Annotated in this window: 18 protein-coding genes; 1 reads left to right on the top strand and 17 read right to left on the bottom strand. The window is 44.4% G+C overall.

Annotation, left to right across the window (positions count from 1 at the left end; all coding sequences use genetic code 11):
- Window positions 1–250 precede the first annotated feature (250 nt).
- Window positions 251–1,096 (bottom strand): deoxyribonuclease IV, encoded by an 846-nt coding sequence (locus ACWB0I_RS14165; RefSeq protein WP_479388722.1) that lies wholly within the window; start codon window positions 1,094–1,096, stop codon window positions 251–253.
- Between the two features lie 95 nt (window positions 1,097–1,191).
- Here ACWB0I_RS14165 and ACWB0I_RS14160 point away from each other — a divergent pair, with 95 nt between their 5' ends.
- Window positions 1,192–3,618 carry a response regulator gene (locus tag ACWB0I_RS14160; RefSeq protein WP_479388721.1) on the top strand — a complete coding sequence of 809 codons (2,427 nt, stop codon included), beginning with the start codon at window positions 1,192–1,194 and terminating at the stop codon, window positions 3,616–3,618.
- On the opposite strand, the gene ACWB0I_RS14155 is transcribed toward ACWB0I_RS14160, so the two are convergent.
- The 16 genes from ACWB0I_RS14155 to ACWB0I_RS14080 form a co-directional block, all read right to left on the bottom strand.
- Window positions 3,619–3,957 (bottom strand): c-type cytochrome, encoded by a 339-nt coding sequence (locus ACWB0I_RS14155; protein WP_479388720.1) that lies wholly within the window; start codon window positions 3,955–3,957, stop codon window positions 3,619–3,621.
- A 2-nt stretch (window positions 3,958–3,959) separates the two neighbouring features.
- Window positions 3,960–4,760 (bottom strand): polysaccharide deacetylase family protein, encoded by an 801-nt coding sequence (locus ACWB0I_RS14150; RefSeq protein ID WP_479388719.1) that lies wholly within the window; start codon window positions 4,758–4,760, stop codon window positions 3,960–3,962.
- 4 nt (window positions 4,761–4,764) lie between these two features.
- Entirely contained in the window at window positions 4,765–5,889 is a 1,125-nt protein-coding gene (locus ACWB0I_RS14145) for an alanine dehydrogenase (protein ID WP_479388718.1), read from the bottom strand.
- A complete protein-coding gene (locus tag ACWB0I_RS14140; RefSeq protein WP_479388717.1) occupies window positions 5,882–7,114 on the bottom strand; it encodes a M16 family metallopeptidase in 1,233 nt (410 codons plus the stop codon). Before ACWB0I_RS14140 ends, ACWB0I_RS14145 begins: the two co-directional genes overlap by 8 nt.
- A gap of 8 nt (window positions 7,115–7,122) precedes the next feature.
- The gene (locus ACWB0I_RS14135) at window positions 7,123–9,246 is read right to left on the bottom strand and encodes a polyribonucleotide nucleotidyltransferase (RefSeq protein WP_479388716.1); all 2,124 of its coding nucleotides are present in this window, start codon (window positions 9,244–9,246) and stop codon (window positions 7,123–7,125) included.
- 24 nt (window positions 9,247–9,270) lie between these two features.
- The gene (gene rpsO / locus ACWB0I_RS14130) at window positions 9,271–9,540 is read right to left on the bottom strand and encodes a 30S ribosomal protein S15 (protein ID WP_479388715.1); all 270 of its coding nucleotides are present in this window, start codon (window positions 9,538–9,540) and stop codon (window positions 9,271–9,273) included.
- Window positions 9,541–9,552: 12 nt separating this feature from the next.
- Window positions 9,553–10,473 carry a bifunctional riboflavin kinase/FAD synthetase gene (locus ACWB0I_RS14125; RefSeq protein ID WP_479388714.1) on the bottom strand — a complete coding sequence of 307 codons (921 nt, stop codon included), beginning with the start codon at window positions 10,471–10,473 and terminating at the stop codon, window positions 9,553–9,555.
- Window positions 10,470–11,189: a tRNA pseudouridine(55) synthase TruB gene (gene truB, locus ACWB0I_RS14120; protein ID WP_479388713.1), complete on the bottom strand. Its 720-nt coding sequence runs from the start codon at window positions 11,187–11,189 to the stop codon at window positions 10,470–10,472. Before truB ends, ACWB0I_RS14125 begins: the two co-directional genes overlap by 4 nt.
- Complete coding sequence (gene rbfA / locus ACWB0I_RS14115) at window positions 11,164–11,529, bottom strand: 30S ribosome-binding factor RbfA (protein WP_479388712.1); 366 nt, start codon at window positions 11,527–11,529, stop codon at window positions 11,164–11,166. The genes truB and rbfA overlap by 26 nt, the downstream gene beginning before the upstream one ends.
- A 2-nt stretch (window positions 11,530–11,531) precedes the next feature.
- On the bottom strand, window positions 11,532–11,813 hold the full coding sequence (locus ACWB0I_RS14110; RefSeq protein WP_479388711.1) for a DUF503 domain-containing protein: 282 nt from the start codon (window positions 11,811–11,813) through the stop codon (window positions 11,532–11,534).
- Window position 11,814: 1 nt separating this feature from the next.
- Window positions 11,815–14,562, bottom strand: coding sequence for a translation initiation factor IF-2 (infB, locus tag ACWB0I_RS14105; RefSeq protein ID WP_479388710.1), 2,748 nt, complete (start codon window positions 14,560–14,562; stop codon window positions 11,815–11,817).
- A 50-nt stretch (window positions 14,563–14,612) separates the two neighbouring features.
- Window positions 14,613–15,890 (bottom strand): transcription termination factor NusA, encoded by a 1,278-nt coding sequence (nusA, locus tag ACWB0I_RS14100; RefSeq protein WP_479388709.1) that lies wholly within the window; start codon window positions 15,888–15,890, stop codon window positions 14,613–14,615.
- Between the two features lie 18 nt (window positions 15,891–15,908).
- Complete coding sequence (locus ACWB0I_RS14095; protein ID WP_479388708.1) at window positions 15,909–16,358, bottom strand: hypothetical protein; 450 nt, start codon at window positions 16,356–16,358, stop codon at window positions 15,909–15,911.
- Between the two features lie 189 nt (window positions 16,359–16,547).
- Window positions 16,548–17,492 (bottom strand): glycosyltransferase family protein, encoded by a 945-nt coding sequence (locus ACWB0I_RS14090; protein ID WP_479388707.1) that lies wholly within the window; start codon window positions 17,490–17,492, stop codon window positions 16,548–16,550.
- Between the two features lie 19 nt (window positions 17,493–17,511).
- A complete protein-coding gene (locus tag ACWB0I_RS14085) occupies window positions 17,512–18,684 on the bottom strand; it encodes an L-threonylcarbamoyladenylate synthase (protein ID WP_479388706.1) in 1,173 nt (390 codons plus the stop codon).
- 14 nt (window positions 18,685–18,698) lie between these two features.
- A complete protein-coding gene (locus tag ACWB0I_RS14080) occupies window positions 18,699–19,601 on the bottom strand; it encodes a lysophospholipid acyltransferase family protein (RefSeq protein ID WP_479388705.1) in 903 nt (300 codons plus the stop codon).
- Between the last annotated feature and the right edge of the window lie 610 nt (window positions 19,602–20,211).

Below are 20,211 nucleotides of genomic sequence, written 5' to 3'. Positions count from 1 at the left end.
TGCTTCAATCCGCGACTTTGTGAGGGCGAAGCATTTGTTTTAAAACCCATCCCCCGCCCCCCTTCCCTTTAAAAAAAGAGAAGGGGGAGTTTAAATCTTTGCTTTGTAAAATTTGATTTCTAAATGTACATCTACTCAAACGTTTGGGATTGCCCTGTAATTAGGCAGCTTAAAAATTTTCGCATCCCGCTAAGCGGGATTATAAGTTTTAAGGGAAGTATTCTAAAGTCGTCAGCTTTGGTCAATGGCCTTACCTCTGACGTAATCTCTTTAATAACTTGATATTCTGAGCGAATTTCTCCATGCCACCTGGAATTTCCAGAATGGCTGGCGTGTTCTCAAATGACGGATGATTGATCAGGTAGGCAAACGCCTCCACCCCAATTTCCCCTTCGCCAATGGCGGCATGCCGATCCTTTCGACTACCTCTTTGGTGTAAAGAATCATTAAAATGCCAGACCTTAATCAAATCCCAGCCTAAATATTCATCGGCCTCTTTTAATGTCCGTTCGAATCCCTGCGTGGTCTCCAATTCGTAACCAGCAGCAAAAATATGGCAGGTATCCACACAATAAGCAATGGCCTGCCTGTCATGCACGCGATCACGGATGGCCTGCAATTGTTCAAAACGAAATCCAAGATTATTTCCCTGGCCGGCTGTGGTTTCCAATAAGATTTTTACTTTAGGTTTGTAGGCCTGCAAGGCCACATTGAGCGTTTCTGCCACCAATTCAATTCCCCAATTCAGATCGTGAGATCCGAAACTCCCTGGATGAATCACCAGATACTCGATACCCAGCATATCACAACGTTGCAGTTCATCCACAAAAGCCTGACGCGAGCGCCCTAACTTTTTCCCATCTTCGGCACATAAATTAATCAGATATGACGCATGGGCCACGATCGGTTCTGAACGATACGGCCCGTTCTGGCGTATTTGACGAAACTTTTCCACATCTTCCGGGCTGTACGTTACAGATTTCCATTGACGCTGATTCTGCGTAAAAATTTGAAACACTTCCGATTCCACCGACAAAGCTCTTTCGAAACAGGCCCAAATGTTCTGAGCAATAGAGACATGACAACCAATCTTCATCTTCTTCACCTCGTCTTAATTCAAGTCTTCATTATTTGTTACGATAATATTTATCACCTTTTTAATCAAAAAGCAAAAATAATGTGAGGGAATTAATGAGCGCACAGAAGGAACTGAACCGTACCATTCAACCCATCTCTGATCTTAGAATTCACATCCTCACAGAAGATGTTTCTGTAAAACCTGTTTTCAATCGATTAAAAAAACAGCAACCAGAATCGCTTCAAACGATTGGAGACTACACAGTTATTCCCCTTAATGAATCTTATTTGAAACTCCCTCAGCAAATAGGTCCAGTCGCAGTAAAGCTACCGCAAGTGTATTTGTTTCAGCAAAACAACAGTGAAATCTACGGCATCCTTCAGTTGAAAAAAGAACCAGCCCGGCAAAAAAGAGACAAAAATTACGTTGATTACTGGAAGATTTTTTTTACTCAGATTAACAAAATTTCGGAAGAGATTTTTACCAGCCACAATGTGGAAGAAGTAGGACTGGCCATCGGCAATGGTTTTAAACCCCTTTTAAATTTCGATGCCTTCCAGATTTACCGCGTCGATGAAGAGGGAAAATACTTGATACCAATCTTTTCCGATGAAACGTATAAGCAAAATGAGATGGTTTCCAATTTAGGTATTTCTGTTGACCAGGGCATTATCGGTAAAATATTTCGCAGCAAAAAGGCCGAACTTTGCCATGATGTACGCAAACACCCCGATGTTTATTACCTGCCCGGAGAAGAAAAAATTGAGGAATCGCTGATCGGAGCTCCGTTAATGGTTAAAGATAAAGCCATTGGGGTGATTGTATTTATTAAAAAAGGGCTCAATCAATTTAATGAAAATGATTTACAGGCCCTGGAACTCATTAGCCGTCAGACGGCCATTGCTCTTGAAAACGCCCGTTTACTGGCCGTAGAGCGTAAAAGTCGCCAGCTTGCAGAACGCGCCAATAAATTCAAAAGCGAATTTCTGGCCAATATGAGCCATGAAATTCGAACTCCGATGAATGCGGTCATCGGTTTAACAGAACTGTTATTGAACACCGAATTAAATGAAGAACAACGCGATTTTCTGATCACCATTAAAGAGAGCGCCTATGGCCTTTTATCATTAATCAACGATATTCTGGACTTCTCTAAGATTGAGGCCGGAAAACTGGACTTAACGGAAGAAGAGTTTGATTTACGCACCTTAATAGAAACCACCATCGAAGGTTTTGCTCACAAAGCCGACGAAAAGGATCTGGAATTAGCCGTTTTTGTAGATCCGGAATTACCTACCAATGTGGTTGGCGATCCCGGACGGTTGCGTCAGATTCTAACTAATTTGATCGGCAATGCCTTAAAATTTACACACAGGGGTGAAATTGTTCTGGAAAGCAAACTACTGAATTCCGACACCGATACTCTGGAAGTTCAATTTTCAGTACGCGATACGGGCATCGGTATTCCTAAAGACAAACTCGATTTAATCTTTAAAGAATTCACTCAGGCCGACGGATCGACTACCAGAAAGTACGGCGGTACGGGGCTTGGATTGTCCATCTCAAAAAAGCTGTGTGAAATGATGGGCGGCAAAATTTGGGTGGAAAGCGAACCGAACAAAGGCAGTACTTTTTATTTTACCGTTGTAATAAAACCAGGCAAAAAACAGACGAACAAGCGGTTAATCGAACTGGAAGAAATTCATGGGAAACGCATTCTCATTGTTGATGACAACAAGACCAACCGTTTTATTCTGGAGCAAATACTGACGAACTGGTACTTTAGGTCCCAGGTCTGCAACAATGGTAAAGATGCCATTCAACTGCTCAAAAAAGCCAGGCAGGAGGGAGATCCATTTTCCATTGTATTACTGGATATGCAGATGCCGGAATGGGATGGTGAGATGACTGCTAAAACGATTTTTAAAGATCCGCAGTTAAAGGACACCAGAATCATCATATTGACCTCATTAGGCCACAGAGGAGACGCCAGCTATCTGAAAGAATTGGGGTGCAGCGCTTATCTGGTGAAGCCAGTCAAACAATCACATCTCTTTAACACCATTGTTAATGTGCTTCAGCAGGAAGTGGAAGATAGGCCAAAGGAAGAGAAAAAAGAAGAGACCTTTATTACCTCGCACGTTATTGAAGAACAAATCCGGCAGGGCATACGCATTTTATTAGCCGAAGACAATTTGATCAATCAGAAAGTAGCACGCAAAATTATTGAAAAGAAAAATTATGCCCTGGATATTGTTAACAATGGCAAAGAAGCCTACAAGGCAGCTCTGCGCCAGCACTACGATCTGATTTTGATGGATGTTCAGATGCCGGTCATGGACGGCATTGAAGCTACAAAAAAAATTAGGGCTAAATTAAAAGGACGCCGGAACATTCCCATTATTGCCATGACCGCCCATGCCATGAAGGGCGATCGGGAAAAATGTCTGGCTGCCGGAATGGACGATTACATCTCAAAGCCCATCAAGCCCGATGACCTGTACGCCATGATTGAAAAATGGACCAGAAAAAAAGATTGATTATTTAAACCCTTTCTCAACAACAAAATCGACTAATCTTTTGAGCGTATCGCCCCTGATCTTTTTAAAGGCCGGCATCAGGAGCTCACCTTCAACAATGATACGGGCTACGTGTTCGGCCTGCAACGTTTCATCGGCCAGGTCCGGGTACAGTAAGTTGCCGGATTGGCCATTTTTCCCATGGCAGTGGGAACAGGCCTCGTAGTAGATGATAGCAGGATTGTCGCTGGTAGGCTGATAATTACTGGGCTGAACATTCAACAGAAAATAGGCCGAAAAGACCACAATCAAAATCATGGTCAACACAAAGGGCGCCCAACGTCTGATGGTTGCCTTCACTTCTAATTTCTCCTTTGTTTAAAAATTTTCTGCCAGAGAATGGTAGCTTTACTACCGCGCTGGATGAGCCAGTCTCTGTAAGCATAGTAGGAATTAAAATCCCCTTTCAATTTTTCCTTTAATGCCGAAACAGAATCGGTGCGATAGATATTAAAACGTCTTAAAGCCATTGAGTGAAGTCCGTCGAGCAGTTGTAATTTTTTGTAGTAGATGGAACCAACGCCAAACCGATAGCCAACCTGGCGGCTGAAATTCAGAATTTGCCAGTTAAATTGCCCAAACGGATAGCTAATAGAAATCACCGGGCGATGCACCAGGCGTTCGAGGGCCTGTTTACTTTCCTCTAATTCTGCAAGGCACTGTTTAGCAGTCATGGAGGTTAAAGAGCGGTGACTGGCCCCATGAGAGCCAATTTCAAATTCTGCCTCACTTAACAGCCTTAAATCCCTGGCTGAAAGATGGTAAAATTTTTTATTGCCAAACTGTACATCCCAATCATTGGTTTTTCCCAGATAATGGGTGGGAATGTAAACCACGCCTTTAAAGCCCATTTCACGCATCAGGGGCAGCGCCGTACCGGCAACCGATTTGTAACCGTCGTCAAAAGTGATGATAAGCGGTTTGGCAGGAAAATCGCCCTGTTCAGCCAGCAAATCGAAAAACGTAATGGTCTGAAATCCGAGTTCTTTGAAGAGGCTCAGATCCCTTTTAAAATCATCAGGATGTCGGGATGTGAGCCCGACATCAGGTTCTGAACTGATTTTGTGGTAATTCAAAATGACGATTTGTTGTAAAGGCCTCATGCGATCAAATATTTAGCTCCAGTAATTCGAAAATATTGTAAAAATCCTGATTGTAATAATCGGCTACCATGCGGTTGGTGATCTTCCCTTTGTAGATGCCAATGGCCGGCACCAGTCCGGGCTCCTCCAAAAGCGCATCTTTCAATTCTTTTAATGCCAGAATTTTAACATAGGGCAACAGCTTTTTGGTTAAAACGCGGCTGGCTGTCTGAGGCACCAGAGCTCCGATATTGGGCACACAATAGTGCACAATGCCATCCACTACAAAGGTAGGCTGATCGTGGTTGGTCAGATGGGAGGTTTCCACTACGTGTGTTTCGGCTACGGAAATATCGATCAGCACGCTTCCTTTTTCCATTAGCTGGATCATATCCCGCGTAATTTTTACATCAAATTCCTGTTTCAGGGAGTGGATGGCCACAATCAACACGTCGGTCTGGGGTAACAGTTCGCGCAACAATTCATCCGAATAGGCCTGGATGTGCACCTCTGGAACTTCCTTGTGCACCTGGGCTATTTTTTCCGGTTTTAACGTTAAAAGATTTACTTTAACGCCCAGGTTGTGGGCCATAGCGGCCACCGTTCGGCCTACCGTTCCGGCTCCAATAATGGTCATATTGGAAGGTTTGGAAAATTCGGTGCCGGTTAGCAATTTGCCTTTGCCCCCTTCCGGGGTGGTTAGCAGCATGGCAGAAAGGAAAACGGCCATTTTACCGGCAATTTCACTCATACCGATGAGCAAAGGGTATTTGCCTTCTTCATCCTGTAACAGTTCGGCGCTGATGAAGGTGCTTTTGGTATTGATCAGGGCAGACAGACGATCGGCCTGATGAACCAGATTCATGAAAGAGATTAAGATATGCTTCTCAGTAAGCAGTTCAAACTCAACCGGCTGCGGAGGTTGCACCTGAATAATCAACTGTGCTTTACTGAATATTTTTTCCATAGTTGGTAAAATAATGGCACCGGCGCGTTCGTACTGCAAATCGTCATACCCGCAGCTTTCCCCCGCACCGTTTTCAACATAAACGGTTAATCCGTTGCGCGTTAGTACCCCCACTCCTTCCGGGGTTATCATTACCCGGCTTTCATAGGGTTTTAACTCTTTAATAATCCCAATGTCAAGCATGACCCACCATTTGAACTACATTCAACTTATCAAGATTAAATAATTTTCCTGCTACATCAAAAATTTTTTTCTGATCAAGCGCATCAATCATCTGCATGGATTCTTCAAGCGTGATTTGTCGCCCAAAGTAGATCTCATTTTTTGCCAGACGACTCATGCGATGTGCCGTATTTTCCATTCCCAGGAGCAGATGGCCTTTTAGCTGTTCACGAAGACGTTTGAGCGCAGAAAGGCTAATCTGTTTTTCGGTTAGTCTTTGAATTTCCTTAAATAAAAGTTTAACAACTTTGTGGCGCTTTTCGAGATCCGTCCCCAGGTAGAAACTAAAAATGCCGGTGTCCTTGAAAAAATCGGTTGCCGAATAGACTAAATAGGCCAGGCCGTACTTTTCGCGAATGGTCTGGAAGAGTCGGGAACTCATGCCGCCCCCCAGATAGGCGTTTAAAGCGTGCAAAGCATAGCGATCCGGCGAAGCATAAGGCAGCGCTTCCAGGCCGGCTATGATGTGCGCCTGATTAAATGATTCCTGTAGCTCCAGGCGAACGTTTCTGGCCGCCGCAGGTCGTTCTGAAACGGGCTTGAGGCCCTGATTCTGGAAATGGAAGTGTTTTTCAACCAACTTCACCAGACGCTCATGTTCCACATTACCTGAAGCGCTGATAATCATATTTCTTGGCGTGTAATACGATTGCCAGAAGGTGCGAATTTGTTGAGCCGTAAATCTGGAAACCGTTTCCCCCTTCCCTAAAATGGGAAAACCGAGCGGATGATCCGGAAACAATTTTTCCTGAAAAACATCGTACAAATACTCTTCCGGGGTGTCCTTTACAGCGCTGATTTCTTCCAGAACCACGCGCTTTTCTTTTTCTACGTCGGATTCTAACAGTAGAGGATTACAAACCAGATCGGCCAGTACATCCACGCAAATGTTCAGGTGTTCGTCTAAAGAGAAGGTGTAATAATGAGTCAGTTCTTTTGAGGTGTAGGCGTTTAGATTGCCGCCCACTTCTTCCAGGGCACGGGCGATCTGCAGGGCTGTACGTTTTTGCGTGCGTTTGAAGACCATATGCTCCACAAAATGAGCGATCCCATTATTGGCCTTGTTTTCATGGCGGGAACCAACCTGAATCCAGACGCCTAATGAAATGGAACGGACCGTGTCCAGGCGTTCGCTGAGCACGGTCAGTCCATTATGTAGGATGGTTTTTTCGATCATTTGATCCATAGGCAGGATCAATAATTTTTCTTGTAAGTTGGACGGCCCGTTTTCAATTTGCGACGTAAAAAGGCTTTGCGGCTGAGGGCAATTTTACCATTGGGTTCAATCTTGGTAATAACCACGTCAATTTCATCGCCTTCTTTTACCACGTCGGTTACGCGATTGGTACGCTGTACATCCAGTTCTGAGATGTGCACCATGCCTTCGCGACCAGGCAAAAATTCCACAAAGCAACCAAAGTCTTTTACGCGTTTGACAATACCGCGATAAGCTTTGCCCACAATCGGTTCTTCGGTCATAGATTCAATGATGCGTTGCGCTTTGTAGGCCGCTTCCATATCCGGTGAAGCCACGGTGACCTTACCATCCTCGTCGATATTAATATCGATTTCGGCGCCGGAATTTTCAATAATTCCGCGAATGGTTTTCCCACCCGGACCGATAATCAAACCAATTTTATCGACTGGAACATGAAACTCAATGATTTTAGGCGCCCAGGGACTGATTTCAGGACGGGGTTGATCGATGGCCTCATTCATTTTTTCCATGATGTACAAACGGCCTTCGCGGGCCTGCTCCAGCGCGCGGGCCATAATTTCCTGCGAAATCCCACTGATCTTAATATCCATCTGTACAGCAGTTACCCCTTTGGCCGTACCCGCCACTTTAAAATCCATGTCGCCGAGATGGTCTTCATCTCCTAAGATATCCGACAAAATGGCGATTTTGTCGTCTTCTTTGATTAAGCCCATGGCAATACCGGCCACAGCGCTTTTTACAGGAACACCGGCGGCCATTAATGCCATTGAACCGGCACAGACCGTTGCCATGGACGAAGAACCATTCGATTCCAGAATTTCAGAAACCACGCGAATGGTGTAAGGGAATTTTTCGGAAGGGGGAATAACCGGCTTCAGAGCCCGTTCGGCCAGGTTGCCGTGACCTACTTCTCGACGGCTCACGCCGCGGATCGGTTTGGCCTCGCCTGTACTGAAGGGCGGAAAGTTGTAGTGTAACAAGTATCGTTTACTCGATTCGCCTTCCAGGGCTTCCACAATCTGTTCATCCGATTTGGAGCCCAGGGTCACCGTTCCCAGGGCCTGGGTTTGCCCGCGGGTAAACAGGGCTGAGCCATGCACTCTGGGCAGTAAATCGACCTCACAGGAAATGGGACGGATATCGGTGTAACCGCGGCCATCCAGACGGCGTTGCTCATTTAAAACCATCTGACGCATGAGTTGTTTTTCAATGTCATGCAAAATGCCGGCGATCGAACTTTCGCTCTCCGGAAATTCTTCTGCCAGCTGTTCGGTTACTTTTTCCTGAAGCTCTTTAAGGGCTTTGCGTCTTTCGGTTTTGTCCGCAATACGAATAGCCGCATTCATTTCCTCTGTGGATAGTTGAGCCACGCGTTCCGGAAGGTCTTGCGGGATTTCCGGCTGCGGTACGTCCCGTTTGGTAACATTCAACTCGGCTACAATCTGTTTTTGCAGATCAATGATCTGCTTAATGGCCTGATGCGCTTCTGATATGGCTTTCAGAATCTCTTCTTCCGGCACTTCATTGGCTTCGCCTTCGACCATCATGATCGAATCTTCTGAACCGGCCACCACCAGTTCCAGTTCCGCCTCTTCAATTTGTTCAATCGTCGGATTGATGATGAAGGAGTCGCCTAATTTGCTCACACGTACGGTTGCAATCGGGCCCTGAAAAGGGATGTCGGAAAAGACTAAGGCAGCCGATGCCCCTACTCCGGCTAAAACGTCGGGTTCGTTTTCGCGATCCATGGAAAGCACAGAGGCGATGATTTGCGTTTCGTAGAAGAAGTTGTCCGGGAAAAGGGGCCGGATCGGTCGGTCAATCAGGCGGGCCGACAGAATTTCCTTTTCGCTGGGTCGCCCTTCGCGCTTAATAAAGCCACCGGGAATTTTACCGGCAGCAAACATTTTTTCACGATATTCCACCGTTAAGGGCATGAAGTCCCTTTGTTCGGTCATTTCATCATTAGCAACTACTGTCACCAGTACGATGGTATCGCCATAACGCACCAGCGCAGAGCCATGGGCCTGTTTAGCCAGCTTCCCTGTTTCAATAGTCAGGATGCGCCCATTCAGTTCAATCGATTTTTTAATGTACATTCGTTCCTCCGGGAAACAGCCATATTAGCGTCTGATTCCTAATTCTTTGATCACCTTGCGGTATCGGTTAATGTCTTTTTTAATCAGGTAATTTAACAGCCTGCGGCGCTGACCAACTAATTTTAATAAACCGCGCCGTGAATGATGATCTTTTTTGTGCGTACGCAAATGATCCGTTAAATAGTTAATTCTTGCTGTTAAAAGTGCAATTTGAACCTCCGTTTTGCCGGTGTCCTTGGTGGATTCACCAAACTTACGTACGATGTTCATTTTGTCATCTTTGGTTAAAGCCATTGAAAACCTCCATTATATTTTCAGACTTTGCTCTTTGTCAATTAACAATTGTTTTTTTAATTCTTCTAAATTTTTAAACTTTTTTTCGTCTCTTAAGCGTTTTTTGAAATACACGGTTAATTGTTTTCCGTAAATTTCTTGCGCAAAATCGTGGATGTGTACTTCTACAGTACGTTGAGTGGAATGATTCACCGTTGGCCGGAATCCAATATTGAGCATTCCACGGTACATTTGCCCTTCCACTTTTACATCAACCGCATAAACCCCATCTTTAGGCAATAGTTTTGCTGAATCTTTAATATAAAGATTTGCAGTGGGAAATTCTAATTTTTTACCTAAGAAACGTCCTTTTACCACTTCTCCCTTCAATTCGTAATAGTGTCCAAGCAATGCGTTCGCCTGTTCAATCTGCCCCTCTGAGAGCAACGCTCTAATGGTTGAACTCTTTACAATATGTTCTCCTAAAACCAGAGGCTCAACTTTCAAAAGCCCAAAATTCAATGTTTCAGCCAGGGACTTTAAATTCTCGTAAGTCCCCTGTCTGCCTTTTCCAAACCCGTGATCGTAGCCGATGAGCAACAGACGCATGTGAAGTTTTTTGAGCAGGATTTCCTGCACAAAGGTCTGATAGGTCATTTGCGACAGAGCCTGGTTAAACTCAATCACTCCCAGGCAATCCAGCTGGAACTGCTGCAGCAATTCCAGCTTTTCATCGAGCGTGGTCAACAGCTTCACCTTGCCGGCGCCAGCAAAAAACTGGCGCGGGTGGGGATCAAAAGTCAGTACAGTGGACCTGAGCTTCCGTTTTCGGGCTTCTTCGATCAACCGTTCAATTAATAAATGGTGTCCTTTGTGAACTCCATCGAAGGTACCCATGGTCACAGCGCAGGGTTGCTCACCATGTATATGCTCAAGGCCTTTGTAAATTTTCATGGCGCTTTCCCGATTGCTCGATTCCATTGATTAATGAACGATTGTAATTCGTAGCTTTCATCTACAGTAAATTCTCCGATTTGCGTGCGTAGTAGATCTTGCACAATAGCGCCGACGCCCAGTTTTTGTCCCAGATCATGCGCGTAACTTCTGATGTACGTGCCCTTGGAAACCTTGAGTTCCATCTCAAGGAGAGGCAGTTGCCAGCTTATCATCTTAGCCTGGTAAACAGTGACTTTTTGAGCTTTGCGCTCTACCTCTTTGCCCTTACGAGCCAATTTGTACAGGGGCTTCCCTTTTACCTTTTTGGCCGAATACATGGGCGGCACCTGTAATATCTCTCCGGTCATCTGTTCTAACACGTCCTGTACCTGCTGGCGGCTCACTGCCGAAGCATCTGCCTGTTCCAGGATTTGTCCTGTTCGATCGTAAGTATCGGTCACCACGCCCAATTTAACTACGACCCGATAGGTTTTATCCAGGTTGGCAAAGCGGCTTAATGTTTTCGTTGCCTTACCCAGACCTATCAGTAACAACCCCGTAGCAAAGGGATCCAAAGTTCCGGCATGACCTACTTTTTTAATTTTCAGGGCATGCCGAATTTTATTGACCACATCAAATGACGTCCAGTTTTCGGGCTTATTGATCAATACCACAAAGCCCTGTTCTAACAGAACCGGATCAACAGGATCATTTTTCTTCAGAATCCGCATCATTCTTGATCGATTTTAGCAAGGAATCAATGCGCTGGGCATAATCCATGGTATCGTCGTAAAAGAACCGTAATTCAGGAAGCCAACGGCTGGTAATAAAAGGCCGGATTTCATTACGAATGAATGATTTTGACCGCTCCAGCACCTCTTTTGTTTTTAGCCGTTGTTGCTCATTGCCCAATACCGTGTAATAGATGGTGGCAATGCGTAAATCCGGAGAGACTTTCACACGCGTTAGTGTGATCATGCCTTTATTCGGGTCTTTTAATTTAAACTCAATGACTTCGCTGATAACGCGTTTCAGCATATCAGCGTAGCGTTTTACTCTTCTGCCTTCTGCCATGCTTACATAAACTCTAAATTAAAGTCAACAATTTCGAATCCGTAATCGGAATCCAACATTTGAAACAGCTTCTGCATGGCGGTCTGTGTATTTTTGTAATCGGAGCCGACCATGGCAAAAGCCAATTTTGCGCGTTGCCATTTGTCCTGAAAATCCACTTCGGCAACCGAGATATTGAACTTATTACGCGAACGATCTTTAATGCGATTAATTACGCCCCGCTTTTCTTTTAATGAACTACTACCAGGAACCATAATTTCAATGGTTAACAGGGCCACAACCATGTTAAGCCAATGTCCTCTTGACCTCTACTTTTTCGTAGGCTTCAATAATGTCGCCCACCTTTAAGTCGTTAAAGTTTTCAATTTGAATCCCGCATTCAAAACCGCTGTTCACTTCTTTCACGTCATCTTTAAAGCGTTTTAAAGAGGCTATTTTCCCGTCATAGATTCCCACATCGTTTCGGATGATGCGCACATTGGCATTCCGCGGAATTTTCCCATTGATCACATAGCATCCGGCAATCATACCCAGACGCGAAATTTTAAACGTTTCACGCACTTCGGCCTGGCCAATCACATTTTCTTCTATGGTCGGTTTTAACATACCTTCCATGGCCGATTTAATGTCGTCGATGGCGTCGTAAATAACGCGATAGGTTCGGATATCTACATTCTCTTTTTCTGCCAGTTCTTTTGCTTTCAGGTTGGCTCGTACATTAAAGCCGATGATAACTGCGCCGGAAGCGCTGGCCAGCAGCACATCCGATTCCGTAATGGGGCCTACAGCTTTACGCACCACATTCACCTTAACTTCTTCGGTATTTAAATTGATCAGAGCGTCGGCAATGGCTTCTGCCGAGCCATCCACATCGGCTTTAATCAGTACGGGCAAATCGTGCACTTCACCCTGGGCAATGCGTTCCGAAATTTGTTGCAGGGTTAACATTTTAACCTGTTTGGCTTCCTGTTCCCGCTTTAATTGCTGACGTTTCAGGGCTAATTCCCGAGCAGCCTTTTCGTCTTTCATTACAACAAAGCGGTCACCAGCCTGAGGAATGCCTTCGAAGCCTAGAACGACCGCCGGCTGGGAAGGTCCTGCCGATTTCAGCTTTTCATTTTTTTCATTGAGCAGGGCTCGCACGCGGCCATAATGATGGCCAGCCACAAAATGATCGCCTACTTTCAGAGTGCCGTCCTGTATCAGCACGGTGGCAATAGGGCCTTTGCCTTTATCCAGCCTGGATTCAATCACCACGCCAACCGCACGCTTATGCGGATTGGCTTTGAGATCGAGCATTTCGGCTTCCAGAACCAATTTCTCCAGCAGATCGGGGATGCCCTGACCGGTTTTGGCCGAAATTTCGGCGCACTGATACTGACCTCCCCAGTCTTCGACCAGAATATCACGTTCGGCCAATTGTTGTTTGATGCGATCCGGATCTGCACCAGGCTTATCGATCTTATTAATGGCAATTACCATATTAACGCCCGCCGCCTTAACGTGATCGATTGCTTCGATGGTTTGGGGCATTACCGCATCGTCGGCTGCCACCACCAGAATCACAATATCGGTAACCTGGGCGCCACGGGCACGCATGGCTGTAAAAGCTTCGTGGCCCGGGGTATCCAGAAAGGTAATCTTTTTACCCTGGTACTCCACTTCATATGCGCCAATATGCTGCGTAATACCACCGGCTTCGCTGGCCGTAATATTGCTCTTCCGTAAATAATCGAGAAGGGATGTTTTTCCATGGTCCACGTGCCCCATAATGGTAACTACCGGAGCGCGCGGTTCCAGCTTGGATTCATCAACCTCCTCTTCCTCTTCTTCTTCTTCGCTTAAAAATTCACTGGCAAATTGTTGTTCTACTTTAAAACCGTATTCTTCGGCGATCAGGGTAATAGTATCAATATCCAAGCGTTGATTAATGGTGACCACCAGTCCCAATTCCAGACATTTCATGATCACTTCGGATGCGGGCACATCCAGCAGATTGGCCAGGTCATTGACGGAGATGAATTCAGCGACTTTGATGACCTTCTCTTCTTCGCTTTCTACTTCTTCTGCTCTGGTCTTTTTTTGTCGTTTAGGTTTTCGTCCTTTGGCATCCATCGAGGCCAGGGTTTTCTTTAAAGTATCCTGCACCTCTTTCATGTCAATTTGCAGTTTCTTCTTCTTTTTCTTTTTTCGACCAGCGCGTCTGGCTCCTTCTTCGCCTTCTTCACCTGTGTGCTTTAAATACTCTTTAGGCGGCTTACGGCGTGCGCCTTTTTCTTTGCGGATCATCTCCAGCGCTTTACGGCGTTTCTTTTCTTTTTCGGAAAGGCTGGTCTCTTCTACCTCTTCAACCGCGCCGGCGACTTTCTCTTTCTTTTTCTTCTTTTTGCCTTTTTTCGGCTTTTCCTCTTCGGCTGCGGCCTCTTTTTCTTCTTTTTTCGCTTCTGCAGGCGCCTGTTTTTCTGCCGGCTCTTCCGCCTTAACAGGCGTTTCCTGAGCCACCTCTTCTACTGCTTTCGGCGCTGTCGTCTCTTCTTCCCTGGAAACAGGCTTTTCTTCCGGAACTTTCTCTTCTTCAGCAGGCTTTTGAGTCGCAGCTTCCTTTTTATCTTCGGCAACTTCAGGTTGAGGCTGTTCTTCTTTCTTAACCTTTTTCTTTTTAGAAACGGCTTTTCGTTTCAGTTTACGTTTGGCTGTACTCTTTCCTTCGGCTATGGCTTCGGCGTCTTCTTCAATTACTCTCCTTAATTCTTCAACCAGTGAACTACCCTCGTCTGCAGGAGTTTCAGATTGTACAGGAGCCTGTTCTACAACTTCCCCTCGCTCCCTGGCCCTCTTTTTGCGAAGCGCTTCCGCCTTGGCCTTGTCCTGGGCAAACTTGTCAAGAATTTCAAGATAGACTTCTTCTTCAATAGAATCGTTAGGGCCAGTGACTTTAATGTTCTTTTTATCCAAAAAATTTTTTAATGTGTCAAAGCCCAGATTCAATTCTTTCGATATTTTAAAAATTTTGTATTTCTTATTACCAGCCATCTAAACTCCAATTAGTATTGAATCAATGCCAATACTTGCTTTAAAACCTGCTATTCCTCTTCCTCTTCAAAAGAGTTCTCTTCAGGTTTTACATATTGTTTTGCAATTTGAATAATTTTTTCCGCTGATTTTTCGCCGATGCCGGAAATTTTAATTAGATTTTCTTTTCCTTGCTCCAGAATTTCATGCGCATATAGAATATCCGCATCGATGAGCTTACGCTTAATGCCTTCCGAAATGCCGTGCAAATCTTCCACAGAAACGTTTTCTTCGGTCACACTCTCCTTTTCGTATTCGGATTCACGTAAAGGTTCAATCTGATAGCCTGTCAATTCGGAAGCCAGACGTAGATTTTGCCCGCCTTTACCAATGGCCAGAGAAATTTCATCATCACGAATGATGGCCACAGCCATTTTGTCCTCTTCATTCACAATAACTTTAATGGGTTTAGCCGGGGTCAGCGCTCTGGAAATAAAAATTTCCGGTTCACTGGAATAGTTGATGATATCGATTTTTTCACCATTCAATTCTCTGACCACGGCCTGAATGCGCACCCCTTTCATGCCCACACAGGCTCCCACGGCATCAATCCGGCGGTCTATGGATTCCACGGCAATTTTAGCGCGTTCTCCGGGATCGCGAGCTACAGACTTAATCTCCACAATGCCATCGTAAATTTCCGGCACCTCTAATTCGAACAGGCGGATTAAAAATCGTTTATCCGCCCGGCTAACGATAATTTCGGGGCCGCGTCCTTTCTTCTGCTCTTCAACCACTTCTTTGATCAGGCAGCGAACCGTTTGCCCACGACGTAAAATTTCAGTCGGGATCTTTTCGCTCCGTGGCAAGAAAACTTCCGTTTTATCCTGATTGATGTAAATCCCCCGACTATTAATCTGATGAATATCTCCGATGATGATTTCACCAATACGATTTTTGTACTCTTCGATCACATGTTCTCGTTCAAAATCACGTATTTTCTGAGCCAGATTTTGTTTGGCAGAGGCAATTAAACGCCGACCAAACATTTGCGGATCAATGACTTCAACAATCTCTTCACCAATTTCCACATCGGGATCGATTTTGCGCGCCGACTCCAGATCAATTTCACTTACAGGGTCTTCTACTTTTTCCACGACAGTCTTTTCCTGATAAATTTCTATATCCCCTTTGTCGATGTTGACAATGACGTCAAAATTTTCCGTGGTGCCAAACCGTTTTTCAATCATCGTCAGAAAAATCGATTCCAGAATATCCCGCAAATGGTCTTTATCAATCCGCTTATCTTTAGCGATTTGTGTGATGGCTTCCATTATTTCAACATTCATTTGCCATACTCCCGAATTTTACCATTGTAGTTTAACTTTTGCTTGCTCAATGTTTTCTCTCTTAATCTCTTTTACACAATGTTTTGTTTCTAAAACGATCCGCTCTTCCGAAAAATCGACTAATTTCCCCACATCCCGCCAAACTTTTTCTTCGAGCCGATACTTGACAACTAATGTACGTCCTAAATTCTTCCTGAATTCCCAATCGTATTTTAATGGATGCCCTACCCCGGGCGAAGAGACGTCCAGACGGTAATTCCGGGGCAAGTCTTCCCTAAAATCCAGTTCGTCTTCAATTTTGCGCGAGAGAACCACACAATCTTCCAGGGTAATTCCTTTTTCGTTATCAGCAAATACCTGATATATTGGATAACGGGCCGAGCCCCCCACCTTTAGATCCAACAAATAAAATCCCTCTTCCTCGCAAATCGGTCGAATAATTTCCTCTAAGGTCGCTTTCAAATCCATTAAAATTCTCTCCATAACAAAAAAGTGGGTTCCAGGACCCACTTTTTTACCGTCAAGCAAATTATTAATTTAAAGATAATTATTTAATTTTGCAAATATTAAAGCGTTAAAGCATTAAATTCCGTTTTTCACACGTTTACTTTCTGAGATCACTTAAATAACGACTTCTGAGTTTTTTTGTTCCACAAATCATCTGTCCTCGAGCAAAATGTAATTTTTGAATCCTCCAATCGGTTTTTTAAATATTTTGCGTTCCAGAAAGGTGATCACTTTGTATTTTAAACGTTCATGTTTGTGAGGGGCACGCGCTTTATTGGGTTTGCCTGTGTATTGCAACTTATCTTTCCAGTTCATCTGCTCAATGCGCTGGCGCATTACGGCAGGATGTGTTTCTTTAAAAACAGGCAGCAAATTGAGCGGACCGTAGTCAAATTCTTTTGGAGCGCGCGCGTAATAGGCTTCGGCCCTTTTGCGCCCCCAGTGCACGCTATTTAAGGCACGCGACTTATTTTGCATGAGATGCGGCGGACGAACCCAACCATAGTGGTAAATTTCGGCATCGACTTTAGCTACACGCAGCTTCCTGTGTCCTTTTTCTTGCCTGGGATTGTCGTAAAAATCAAAATAGCGGAAGGATTGGGCGCTCTGCCAGGAATGAATATGGGGATCATTACGAATAATCCGGATTTCATAGGGATACCAACCATGACTGATGTGGTAATGGTCGTAATCTCCCCAGAAATGTTTGTACCTGAACAGCAGGCCTTCCACTTCTTTATCGTCCAACAACTGGCGGCAACGTTTTTCAATAATGGGCAAATATTTTTCGTGAACCACTTCGTCAGCCTGCAAATAAAAAAGCCAATCGCCGCTACAGGCTTCTTTGGCAATATCCGTTTGAATGGCGTTAATAATTCCTTTTTTAAAATATTTTTCTTCCCAAACCGTATCGATAATCTTCACTTTGGGATCGCCAATAGCTTCAATAGCCTCTCGCGTGTAGTCGTCCGAATCGCCCTTCCCCACGGCAACGATAAATTCGTCTACAATGGGCAAAATAGATTTAATAGACTCGACCACCGGGTAATACAATTTTTGGCCATTGCGCACAAAACTAAAACCACTAATTTTCACAACTGTTCCTGCTCTCCTTTTAATCTTCGATTTTTAAATCGTTGTATTCGGCAAATTTCTTTATTTCCTGGAAAAGAAAAGGCATGATGCGTTTCAATTCATTCTTAATTTCTACGGCTACATTTTTAAAAAATTGCATATCGTGGCCGATGGGATCCGGGATGGAAGGATTCATAACACTATTTTTCCTCTTCCAGTTTTTTAACAAAATGACTTTATCAGCCTGCTGCGGAAAATAACTTTTCACATATTGAAGATGATTCAACGCCATGGCAATAATCAGATCGCTCTCGTTCACAATTTTTTCTGAGAGCGATTGAGCCTGATGCATGGAAATATCCGCTCCTAATGCTTTGGCCACGGCAATGGCATTGGGATGAGCCGGGCCTGTAGTGTACTCTAAAGTGCCGGCCGATTGAATGCGCACCAGATTTTTAAACTTTGTTTTTGACATGAACTCTTTTAAAATACCGGCTGCAATTGGCGAACGGCAAATATTGCCGGAACAAATGAAGGTAATGGTGAATTTCTCTTTTCGTTTAAGCACTTTTTCCGGAGCTATTAATCTTTGCACCTCTTCTCTGCTAATACGGCCTTCGCGTAAAATAAGAAAAGGGCTTTTGGTCATGTCAATAATGGTTGAACCTGCTAAATCCGGCGCCGGTCCAGCATCCAGAATCAGATCCAGCCGGTCACCAAACTGGGCAATAATTTCCTGAATCGTCTCGGCATTGGGTTTGCCCGAAATGTTGGCGCTTGTAGAGGAGATGGGATTACCAAATTGACTCAGTAATTTTCTGTTAAAAGGTAAATCGGCCACTCTAAAACCCACTTTGTTCTGTTTTGGGCCGGATGCAAAATAGGAGAGATTTTCTTTGAATTTGCTCTCCAGGATGACAGTAAATTTACCGGGTAAGAGTTTTTCTAAGACGCGCCGCTGATGCTCGTTCACCCTGGCAAATAATTGGATCAATTGATCAAGAGAAGCAGCCATCAGGGAAATGGGCTGATCAAACGTGCGCTGTTTGATAACAAACAAGCGTTCCAGCGCTCTGCTATTAAAAGCATCCACTCCCAGGCCGTAAAGAGTGTTGGTAGGATAAACAATAATGCCGCCTTCCGAGAGGACCTCAACGGTGCGCTTAACAATTTTCCGGTCGGGATGTTGCGGATCGATCTTGTAATATTCCATGGATTTCTCGTAAGTTAATCTCTGCTGTTTGACATAATTTGCTTCTGTGGCGGTTGAGTCTTCCACCGGCGATGCATCCAGAACCACTGTTCCGGGTATTTTTTTACCCACACTTCAAATTCAGAGCTAATTTTTTGCGTGATGTTTATAATATCCTGCTGTAAATTTCCGGTTTGGGCCGGAACATCAATGATCTGGGCATAAACATCAAATAAGGCATAATCGCGACGCAGGGCAATGAGCAGAATGATTTCAGCCTCTGTTCTTAAATGCAGAACGGCCGTGCCTACGGCTGTAGAAGAAGGTTGCCCCAAAAAATTAACAAAAACACCGCGATCCCGCGCATCCTGATCAATAGCGATTGCAACAATTTCCTTGTTTTTTAGGGCACGCTCACAAATCTTCATGGCCTGCTTGGTGTAAACAATTTTAAGACCAAACTGCGTACGCATCCTGGTAATAAAGGCGTCAACTTTTTCATTGCTTTGCTTTTTGGCAATGCCCCAGATGGGCCAACCCTGTAAAGCCATGGCCTGCCCCAACCACTCAAAATTGCCAAAATGCCCGGAAATAAAAATAACTCCTTTATCCCTGTCATCCACATGCTGAAAGACTTCAGGATTCCTGAAGTGCATTATCTGCTCAAGGGCCAGGGAACTCAAATGCTTCATTTGCAAGAATTCCATCCATAAAAAGGTAAAATTCTTGTAAATTTCGTGTAAAAACTGCTTTTCAGGCAATGGTAAGTTAGCGCCGTAAACAAGGTTCAAATTGTCTAAAATCACCTTTCGCCTGTAGCGAAAAATTTTCTCTATTAAAAAGGTCAGTAACAGCGCCAGTCGCTTACCGGCTTTCAACGAGATACGGCTAAAAATAAAAAACAGAAATTTTACACTCAAATATTCAATTGTTTTCATCAAATTGAAATTATTAAAATGATGCATTACAGGCAAATGGATATTTAGGCAGCAGAACGCAACCATGAATTTACCCCAAAAGAACAAAGAATCCACGCAAGAGGCAACGAGCATTTTTAATGACAAATTACCTCCATAGGGAACACCTGTATTTTAAAATTCGAATTCCGAATTTCGATTTGAGAAACGGACCGTTGTGCTTGAGCAGCGCGGGCCCGTGCTGACCTGTCATTTCGACCGCACTTCAGCAGGGAAGAAATCCTTTCCACTGGCACACACGTAAGCGTAACGTAACCAGAGCTGAAGCTCGAGTTACGACTGAAGTGGGACTTAGAATGATATGCAAGCACAGGCCTTCACCGCCTTGGCAGCATTTGACCTATCACAAAATAATTCGTAATTCGTAATTTTTAATTAAAATTAATTCTTACTGCCCTTTGCGGTTTTTTAAAGGCTCCGGCTCTGCTGCCTTAGAATACTTCCTTCAAAAGATGTAATGCATTAGCGTGCGAAAATTTTTGTGTTAAATATCCTAACCCCCCGGCCCCCTTCCCTTCTTTTAATAAAGGGAAGGGGGAGCAAATTGTGCCGCTTTGCTGAGTTTTAGCCT

The organism is Caldithrix sp. (assembly GCF_056497305.1).
This window is presented reverse-complemented; position numbering and strand designations above follow the sequence as displayed.

Excerpts from the sequence above, each read along its gene's own strand:
- ACWB0I_RS14165 (WP_479388722.1), bottom strand. The coding sequence starts at position 1,096 with ATGAAGATTGGTTGTCATGTCTCTATTGCTCAGAACATTTGGGCCTGT.
- ACWB0I_RS14160 (WP_479388721.1), top strand. The coding sequence starts at position 1,192 with ATGAGCGCACAGAAGGAACTGAACCGTACCATTCAACCCATCTCTGAT.
- ACWB0I_RS14150 (WP_479388719.1), bottom strand. The coding sequence starts at position 4,760 with ATGAGGCCTTTACAACAAATCGTCATTTTGAATTACCACAAAATCAGT.
- ACWB0I_RS14145 (WP_479388718.1), bottom strand. The coding sequence starts at position 5,889 with ATGCTTGACATTGGGATTATTAAAGAGTTAAAACCCTATGAAAGCCGG.
- ACWB0I_RS14140 (WP_479388717.1), bottom strand. The coding sequence starts at position 7,114 with ATGGATCAAATGATCGAAAAAACCATCCTACATAATGGACTGACCGTG.
- ACWB0I_RS14135 (WP_479388716.1), bottom strand. The coding sequence starts at position 9,246 with ATGTACATTAAAAAATCGATTGAACTGAATGGGCGCATCCTGACTATT.
- rpsO (WP_479388715.1), bottom strand. The coding sequence starts at position 9,540 with ATGGCTTTAACCAAAGATGACAAAATGAACATCGTACGTAAGTTTGGT.
- ACWB0I_RS14125 (WP_479388714.1), bottom strand. The coding sequence starts at position 10,473 with ATGAAAATTTACAAAGGCCTTGAGCATATACATGGTGAGCAACCCTGC.
- truB (WP_479388713.1), bottom strand. The coding sequence starts at position 11,189 with ATGATGCGGATTCTGAAGAAAAATGATCCTGTTGATCCGGTTCTGTTA.
- rbfA (WP_479388712.1), bottom strand. The coding sequence starts at position 11,529 with ATGGCAGAAGGCAGAAGAGTAAAACGCTACGCTGATATGCTGAAACGC.
- ACWB0I_RS14110 (WP_479388711.1), bottom strand. The coding sequence starts at position 11,813 with ATGGTTGTGGCCCTGTTAACCATTGAAATTATGGTTCCTGGTAGTAGT.
- infB (WP_479388710.1), bottom strand. The coding sequence starts at position 14,562 with ATGGCTGGTAATAAGAAATACAAAATTTTTAAAATATCGAAAGAATTG.
- nusA (WP_479388709.1), bottom strand. The coding sequence starts at position 15,890 with ATGAATGTTGAAATAATGGAAGCCATCACACAAATCGCTAAAGATAAG.
- ACWB0I_RS14095 (WP_479388708.1), bottom strand. The coding sequence starts at position 16,358 with ATGGATTTGAAAGCGACCTTAGAGGAAATTATTCGACCGATTTGCGAG.
- ACWB0I_RS14085 (WP_479388706.1), bottom strand. The coding sequence starts at position 18,684 with ATGGAATATTACAAGATCGATCCGCAACATCCCGACCGGAAAATTGTT.
- ACWB0I_RS14080 (WP_479388705.1), bottom strand. The coding sequence starts at position 19,601 with ATGAAAACAATTGAATATTTGAGTGTAAAATTTCTGTTTTTTATTTTT.